We start from the raw sequence: 7,154 nt of genomic DNA, 5'->3' as shown, positions 1-7,154 counted from the left end.
CTCTTCGAGGCGTTGCCCTGGCTGGGCTTGATCGACTGGATTCGCACGCTTGATCATCGAAGGCTCCACTAACGCGCGGGCTTGTGCCGAACGCCATACCCGAGATCAACATCAAACAGCGCGGGCTCCTAGGTATTTGCTCTTATTGCCAAGAAATCGGTTGGAATGCTTACTTTCCCTTCGAGAAACCGCCGGTCGAACGATCAATCAAGGAAAGGCTCACGCGCTGCGCGATGAACGAACCAGAGAACCGTGGGGCCCTACGAAGCAGCCTCTTGCTCACCGGAGAACTCCAAACCGAAGGTGGCATTACCCATTGCTTCAAGGTTCGAAATGTCTCGGCCACGGGCCTCATGGGGGAGATGGAACCGGCCCTGACCATCGGAGATAGGGTTTCGCTCAGGCTGGGCGATACCGTACGCGTCACTGCAACTGTCGCGTGGAGCGCTCCACCCCGCTTCGGACTGAGCTTTGAACTTGGGATCGACCCGGCGTCCGTGCGCCGCCCTTTGGATTACGAGCCAAGACCCTTTGCCGCAAGGCCTGCCGGTCCGCGAAAGCGATTCCTGTAACTACGGGTTCGACGCCGGGTCGTGCCGTGCACCATTCAAGGAGAACCCACCGCGAAGAACGCTATCCGGTTAATCCCCTAAGTTACTGAAAAGTGGATGTTAGCCACGCAGCGTTAGATCGTTAATTCACCGATCTCGACGAAAGGCTAATCAAACCATGAAGCTAGCGACGCTAAGCCTCGTTACCGCACTGACCGCGGCAACACCGGTACTTGCAGAGGAAAGCCCATACTTTGGCGGCGCGACCGTTGGCGTTGTCGCCGCGGCCACCCGCCTCAGCACCTCTCAGACCGATTTTCAGAACTGGTACTTTGCACTCGATGGTGCTCGTCTGGAAGACGACGCAATGATGGGCGGATTCAGTGCCGGCTACGACGTCATCTCGGGCAACCTGCTCGTCGGCGTGGAAGGTGATGTGCTTTTCGGGACGGCCGACAGCACACGCGAAGTCGTGCCTTCGCTCGTGAGCTACGAAATTGGTTCCCGGATCACCAAGCTTGCAACGGCGCGCGCCAAACTGGGGGTCACCTCGGGCCGCATGGCCGGTTATCTGACCGGCGGCCTGGCCATTTCCGACGCTCGCCAGCGCTATTTCGAAACGGACGGCACCGGGCAGAACTTCAGCGGCAAGGGCGACCGCACGGGATGGGTTCTCGGCCTTGGCTTCGACTACGCCATCAGCCCGCGCGCGTCGATCGGTCTGGCGGCGAGCCACGCCGATTTCGGCGCAGTGCATCACCTCCTTCAGGAATCCAACGGGACGCCGAGCAATTGCACCTGGGCGCAAAGTCCTGACGGCCTGTGTCACTGGAACGTGAAGGACCGGCTCGAGAGCGTATCCGTCAAGGTTCGTTATCGGCTTTGATGGCCGGCAGGCCTAGAACGATGAACGCCCGGTAGCGCCGAAGCGCGGCGCTACCGGGCGTTCACATCCCGAAATATGGTGCAGCTGGCTGCGAACTATTCCGCGGCGGGCGAACCTGCCCCGGGTGCGACCGCCGGTACGGCGATCGGAGCGGGCGCTGCGACCGGGGTGTAGGCCAGATCCTCGTCAAGGAAGGCCTTGATCGCCGAGCCGGTCGGGATGCTGGCGCTGGTTCCCGTGGTGAAAAATCCGACCAGAGGAATGGTCGCGACGGCCGCGACGACCCCGGCCGTGCCGGTCACGCCCTTGTCGTCGAAGGTTCCGGTCAGACGAACCTGGCGATCGCCCATTCGCATCGAGAGAATCCGTCCGGCGATATAGCCCGACTTGCCCCACATGCCTTTGTTGCGAACTTCGGTCAGCTCGGCGACCCCGGGCGTGCCCGCCGGAACCACCACCATGCCGTTCTGCATGATGTTGCCGGCAACCTCGATCTGGATGCGCTGACCGACGCGCAACTGCTTCTTCTTCGTGGTCAGATCCTCGCGGGTGATCATCGGTACTTCGGTGCCCGCGCGCAGCACGTTGGCGGTCGTGGCGGGCGCAATAGCGGCAACCATCGGCGCCGCGGCCGGTGCTGACTGCGCCGCCGGCGCAGCATTCTGCGCCGAGAGCGGCGCGGCCATGCAAATCGATGCGAAGAAAATCGCGTACTTCATCAGAACCCCCTATTTGCGAAATCGCTGCCTATGCATGGCGCGAAAATCGCACGAGTCAATTGAAGGAAATACTTGATTTGTTATTACTTACGGGGATTTATCCCCGAATTCAGGCTTCGGTCCCGCCGGCCCATCCGCCCGCGCCTTGTCCCAGGCGGCCTGTTCGCGCAGGTACCAGCGCCGCCAGCCTACGTTCTCGGCGCGGAGGTCGTCGTGTTCGCGGGCGCGGTCGACGAGCCAGCCCCAGGGCACGATGGCCCATTGCCGGTCGGGTGTCCCGTTTCCTGCAGGCAGCTCAGGCTCGGGAGCATCGGGTCCGGTAGGGGCGCCTTCGGGTCCACCGGCGGCGGGGGGAACGCCGGCAGCAGGCTCGGGTCGAATGCAATGCGCGGCTGAGCGTCCCGGCCCGAGCAGCCGCAAAGCATCAGCGCGAGCGCGGTTGTCGCGAACAGCCTGGTCATGTTTCTGCCTTTCCTCGTCGGCGATCGATCGATCGCGCCGTTCGATGTTGCGGGTCCACTGGGCGGCGGCGCGTTGCCATTCGGCCTGCGCCTTGTCCCATGCGGCGTTGGTCTCGGAGACGCCGGCCCTTCGCCCCTCGGCGCGGGCAGCCTTGACTGCATGGCCGTGGTACCAGGTCAGGGCGAGCACCAGCGCGATCAGCGCCAGCGCCCCCCAGACCCGCGCCGGGATCGCGGCCAGCGCCCCGCCCAGGCTCGCCCGCAAGGCAGGACGCAGCACCAGCAGGACGATCGAGCCGATCAGCCCGCCGCCGGTCAGGATGGACAGCAGGGTCAGCATCAGCCCGCCTCCGGGCTTTTGGGTCCGGTCTGGGCGTTCTCCTCGGCCTGGGCGATCTCGTCGGCCTTCTTCCCCGCCGCCTCGGCCGTCGCCCTGGCCCCTTCGCCCGCGCCGCCGATCGTGCCGTCGACCCCGCTGGGCCCCGCCCGCAGCTGGATCCGCGCGTTGGCGAGGACGACCACGACCAGCACCGCCAGGCACAGCGCCAGCGTGCCGATCGCGATGTGGCTGTCGATCGCCAGCGCCCGCACCTGAAGCGTCAGCAGGCCGACGCAGGCGGTCAGCGTGTCGATGTCTCCGGTGCTGGGACTGGCCTTGTCGGCGCCGATCGCGGTCAGGCACCAATCGCGCGCGGCGAGGATCTCGATCAGATGGAGAGACAGCCAGATCAGGAAGGCGCTGGTCACCGCCACGCAGACCAACGCGAAGACGTGGAGCCAGCGGGTCATTCCGGCATCCCCGCGGCGATCCAGCCTGTCACGTCGAAGCTGGGGCAGGCCTTGTTGACACCGGGCCAGTCGCGGTGGCCGAACACCTTCAGGCCGGGATAGCGCTGCTGGTAGGTCCGCACCAGGGTGCGCATCGCGCGCTTCTGGGCCGGGGTCCGCGTGTCCTTGGCCGCCTTCTTGCCGGCGTCCATCCCGCCGATGTAGCAGATCCCGATGTTGCCGGTGTTGTGTCCGCCGGTGTGCGCGCCCTTCTGGTCGTCGGTCAGGGTGCGGTGGGTCGATCCGTCGATCTCGATCACCCAGTGATAGCTGGTCTGGCCGAACTTGTCCCGGTCCCACCGGGTGATCTGTTCATGGCTGACCGCGCGGCCCTCGGGCGTCGCGGCGCAATGGATCGTCAGGTAGCGGATTGGCAGCATGCCCATGGGATCATCCTTCCTTGTCTTCGAACAGGCGGCCGGCGGCGCGGGCGGCCTGTTCGCGGTTGGCTTCGTCGCCGCGCAGCTGGCGCAGGGCGCGCATCTTGGTCAGGAACAGCTCGGCCGCGTGCTCGGCGGCCTCGCGGTCGCCGGTTTCCTCGGCGCGGATCAGGTGGTCGATGTGGAACAGCGCTTCCTCGAAGTGCATCAGCCGCCGCTCGATGTCCTGGAAGGCGGCCATTTCGCCGCGCAGCTGCGCGACTTCCAGCTTGGCCGCGTCAAGGTCCGCGCGAACGACGCGCAACACCTCCTTCATCAGCTCGGTGCCGTGCTCGCCCACCCGCAGCTGGGTCTGTTCGCTGGCGCTGGTGCGATCGTCGCGGGTCTTGCGCGCCTCGATCCAGGCGTTGAACAGCCAGGCGATCGCCGCCCCGGCGGTCACCGCCGCGCCGCTGTTCAGCCAGGCCAGCCACCCCGGCGCACTATCCACGCGCCAGCCCTTCGGCGGTCAGGCGGCGGGCCTCGGCGGCAAGCCGCGCGGCGCCCTCGGGATCGGTCGCGGCCAGATCGGTCAGCGCCAGCGCCAGGTCGGGCCGGTCGAACACCGCGACAAGCCGCCCCAGGTCGCGCGCGCGGGCGCGGCGCTGTCCCCAGGCGAGCAGGCCCAGGCCGATGTTGACCAGCAGCAGGCTGAGCAGGTTGACCCCCACCGGCGCCGCGGTCAGCCACCGCGCCTGGAACACCAGCGTGCCGATCGCGAAGAAGAACACCCCGGCCAGGGCGACGTCGGCCAGCCCGTGGCGCCCCCGCGTCATCGCGGCGAAGCCCGGCCGGCTCCACCACGCCGTCCAGGCGGTCAATCCAAAGCAGGTCAGCCGCAGCAGCAGCATGGCAAGATCGGTCACAGGTCACACCCCATCGTTCGGCCCCCCGGCCTTGGTTAAGCGGCTTTACTTGTTCGAATTTCTGCGGGACTTTATGGCCCATGCAGCGCCTGCCCGGACTTGATGCACTTCGCGGAATCGCGGCGCTGGTGGTGGTGATCGGACACTCGCTACTTCTGCCGACCGGGGCCGAGCCGGGCAGATCGTGGATTGCTGTCGATGTGTTCTTTGCCTTGTCAGGCTACGTCATGGCGCGGACCTATGAGGCCCGCATGGCTGACAATCAGGTCCGGTTCCTGAAAGTCCGCTTACTTCGTCTCTATCCCTTGGTGGGGCTTGGCGCTGTGCTGGGCTACCTCGTCAGCCCCGATACCCTCTGGCTGCTCGGTCTTGCCCTGATCTGGCTACCGCAGCCGGTTCCAGGCATCTCGGCCTTTCCCCTGAACGTCCCGCAATGGTCGGTCGTGATCGAATTGCTGGCCAATGTAGCGCACACGATGATTGCCCGGCTTGGCGCGGCCGCTCTAATCGGCATCGCCGTGATCTGCTACGCCTCGGTCCTGGCCCTGTCGCCCACCTGGCACAGTGGATCGGTAACCGAGTCGATGCCCTTTGCGGTTCCCCGTGCGCTTTCGACCTATTGCCTCGGCATCGTAGCGTGGCGAGTGCTCAAGGACCGTCCCGTTCTGCCTTTCTGGCCGATTTTTCTGTTACCCGCCGTAATCTGGCTGTCCCCGCCCGATTGGTCAGTCGCCCCGATCGGTATCTTTCTGGTTCTCTGCGGCCTGTCGGAGCCGCCCGCGATGCTCGCGCCGATGCTGCAAAAGCTGGGTGAGTGGTCGTTCCCGCTCTACGCCGTTCACTGGCCAGTGCTGATCGCATTGATGGCGCAGAGAGGGCAACCGGGGTGGCTGGCCATTATTGCGGCAGTTTGTGTAGCTGCTTTGGTGGACTTAGCTTTCCGCGTAGTAAAAACAGTCAGCACGAAGCGCGCCGGCACCGTAATCATTGAAACTGCCAACTGACAAACCGACCTTGTCAGCCGCCGTGGTAAACGCCGTCGTCTTGGCGACGGTTGCGTAAGTATCCCAGGTCGCACCGTCGTCTAGACTGTATCCCAGCGCGTAATTGGTGCCGTCATAGACCACTCGGAAAAGGATCGGAAAGCGGCCCTTTGCCAGCAGAACATCGGTTCCGATTCCCGTGGCTGACGAATTCAGGCTAGTGAACCGCTGCGCCTCAACGCGGGGGGTTTGATTGTAGCTATCGTGGACAATGTGCATGTGTTTGCCCGTCCCCGACTCATATAGGCCAAGCCCGATTTTGAAGTATCGGTTGGATATCTCCTGCTCCCTGGCGTTGGGGAGAATCCCCATAACCACGGTCCAGGATGATCCGCCTGGCACGGCCTTGCCGCTGAAATAGACACGCTCGCCGCTGAAGGTTCCAGTATCGGTTCGCCGTATCGAATAGAACTTCGTGCCAGAGGTGATTGTCCCTCCTGCGCCGGTTCCTGCAGCCTGATACGTGAACTGCGCCGACGTGGGGGGAGATATCGTCGCGAATCCGCCACCGCCGCCCCCGCCCCCAGTCGCATCAATCGTGATCGTGTCTCCCGCGTCGTTGGCAGTGATCGTGACATTCGTTCCGGCAACCAGCGCCGCACCGATCACGTCGCGGATGCGCTCCGCTTCGGCGGTAGTGTTGACGCCCAGCAGCGGAGTGCCATCGGTGTAGGTCAACGTTCCATCGACCATCGCGCCGATGGCGTCCTGCGCCTGTTCGTCGGTGTAGGCGCTCAATCCCGCAAACGGGTTGATCCACGCCAGCCCCGTCGAACCGACCGTAATCGGCGCGTTGGTGGTGCAGACCCATAGCGTGTCGGCGTTGGCCGTGCCTTCGGACACCCAGACCGCGGCGTTGACCAGTTCGGCGCCGGTATCGGCATCGGCGGCGCGGGTCGGCGCCCCCGAAGCGGCAACCACATAGACGCCGTTTTCCGAGGCGGACGACTGGTTCTTCAGGAGCACCCGATCGCCGGTGGCCAGCGTCACTCCGTCGAGCGTGTCGCCGTTTTCGACCCCGGTCGCCAGCGTGACGTTGGCGGTCGAGGCGGCGCGGACGGCGGCCTTGCCGTTCGCGGTCAGCCCGGCGATCAGCGCATCGACCTGCGCCTTCGAATAGACGTCGAGATTGGTCCGCGCGCCGCCTTGGGTCGTGGCCCCAGTTCCGCCATTGGCAATGGCCAGCGGCGTGCCGGACCAATCGTCGTTGTTGATCGTGTCGCCAAGCGCAGACACGCCCAGCGCGATCTTGAGCTGCGCGACCAGGATGCGCTTGTTGCGCGCAAGCCCCGTTTCGCTGGCGTCGATGATCGGCAGGAAATCGGCGGCAGCATCCACCGCTGCGCCCAGCAGCGCGTCAAAATCGGTCGTCTTTGTCATT

9 protein-coding genes are annotated in these 7,154 nt (G+C 65.0%); 2 read left to right on the top strand and 7 right to left on the bottom strand.

The window, feature by feature from the left end; genetic code table 11:
- Positions 1–729: 729 nt before the first annotated feature.
- A complete protein-coding gene (locus tag B0I00_RS09485) occupies positions 730–1,437 on the top strand; it encodes an outer membrane protein (protein ID WP_100867119.1) in 708 nt (235 codons plus the stop codon).
- A gap of 95 nt (positions 1,438–1,532) precedes the next feature.
- Here the strand turns inward: B0I00_RS09485 and B0I00_RS09480 are convergent, their stop codons facing one another.
- The 6 genes from B0I00_RS09480 to B0I00_RS09455 form a co-directional block, all read right to left on the bottom strand.
- Positions 1,533–2,156: a hypothetical protein gene (locus B0I00_RS09480; RefSeq protein ID WP_232730177.1), complete on the bottom strand. Its 624-nt coding sequence runs from the start codon at positions 2,154–2,156 to the stop codon at positions 1,533–1,535.
- 87 nt (positions 2,157–2,243) lie between these two features.
- A complete protein-coding gene (locus B0I00_RS09475) occupies positions 2,244–2,957 on the bottom strand; it encodes a hypothetical protein (RefSeq protein ID WP_100867118.1) in 714 nt (237 codons plus the stop codon).
- Positions 2,957–3,406, bottom strand: coding sequence for a hypothetical protein (locus tag B0I00_RS09470; RefSeq protein WP_100867117.1), 450 nt, complete (start codon positions 3,404–3,406; stop codon positions 2,957–2,959). Before B0I00_RS09470 ends, B0I00_RS09475 begins: the two co-directional genes overlap by 1 nt.
- On the bottom strand, positions 3,403–3,831 hold the full coding sequence (locus tag B0I00_RS09465; protein ID WP_100867116.1) for an N-acetylmuramoyl-L-alanine amidase: 429 nt from the start codon (positions 3,829–3,831) through the stop codon (positions 3,403–3,405). The genes B0I00_RS09470 and B0I00_RS09465 overlap by 4 nt, the downstream gene beginning before the upstream one ends.
- A 4-nt stretch (positions 3,832–3,835) precedes the next feature.
- Positions 3,836–4,315 (bottom strand): hypothetical protein, encoded by a 480-nt coding sequence (locus tag B0I00_RS09460; RefSeq protein ID WP_100867115.1) that lies wholly within the window; start codon positions 4,313–4,315, stop codon positions 3,836–3,838.
- Positions 4,308–4,730, bottom strand: coding sequence for a hypothetical protein (locus tag B0I00_RS09455; protein ID WP_157812521.1), 423 nt, complete (start codon positions 4,728–4,730; stop codon positions 4,308–4,310). The genes B0I00_RS09460 and B0I00_RS09455 overlap by 8 nt, the downstream gene beginning before the upstream one ends.
- Before the next feature lie 80 nt (positions 4,731–4,810).
- On the opposite strand from B0I00_RS09455, the gene B0I00_RS09450 reads away from it, so the two are divergent.
- Positions 4,811–5,734: an acyltransferase family protein gene (locus B0I00_RS09450; RefSeq protein WP_100867113.1), complete on the top strand. Its 924-nt coding sequence runs from the start codon at positions 4,811–4,813 to the stop codon at positions 5,732–5,734.
- Here the strand turns inward: B0I00_RS09450 and B0I00_RS09445 are convergent.
- Positions 5,663–7,153 carry a hypothetical protein gene (locus tag B0I00_RS09445; protein ID WP_100867112.1) on the bottom strand — a complete coding sequence of 497 codons (1,491 nt, stop codon included), beginning with the start codon at positions 7,151–7,153 and terminating at the stop codon, positions 5,663–5,665. The two genes, B0I00_RS09450 and B0I00_RS09445, sit on opposite strands and share 72 nt — an antisense overlap.
- Between the last annotated feature and the right edge of the window lies 1 nt (position 7,154).

It is taken from the genome of Novosphingobium kunmingense, assembly GCF_002813245.1.
GTDB classification, from domain to species: Bacteria; Pseudomonadota; Alphaproteobacteria; order Sphingomonadales; family Sphingomonadaceae; genus Novosphingobium; species Novosphingobium kunmingense.
The sequence above is the reverse complement of the archived record's forward strand: the minus strand, read 5'-3'. Positions and strand labels throughout refer to the sequence as shown.

What these genes read in the sequence shown, in the direction of transcription:
- B0I00_RS09485 (WP_100867119.1), top strand. Translation starts at nt 730, where the DNA reads ATGAAGCTAGCGACGCTAAGCCTCGTTACCGCACTGACCGCGGCAACA.
- B0I00_RS09480 (WP_232730177.1), bottom strand. Translation starts at nt 2,156, where the DNA reads ATGAAGTACGCGATTTTCTTCGCATCGATTTGCATGGCCGCGCCGCTC.
- B0I00_RS09475 (WP_100867118.1), bottom strand. Translation starts at nt 2,957, where the DNA reads ATGCTGACCCTGCTGTCCATCCTGACCGGCGGCGGGCTGATCGGCTCG.
- B0I00_RS09470 (WP_100867117.1), bottom strand. Translation starts at nt 3,406, where the DNA reads ATGACCCGCTGGCTCCACGTCTTCGCGTTGGTCTGCGTGGCGGTGACC.
- B0I00_RS09465 (WP_100867116.1), bottom strand. Translation starts at nt 3,831, where the DNA reads ATGGGCATGCTGCCAATCCGCTACCTGACGATCCATTGCGCCGCGACG.
- B0I00_RS09450 (WP_100867113.1), top strand. Translation starts at nt 4,811, where the DNA reads ATGCAGCGCCTGCCCGGACTTGATGCACTTCGCGGAATCGCGGCGCTG.
- B0I00_RS09445 (WP_100867112.1), bottom strand. Translation starts at nt 7,153, where the DNA reads ATGACAAAGACGACCGATTTTGACGCGCTGCTGGGCGCAGCGGTGGAT.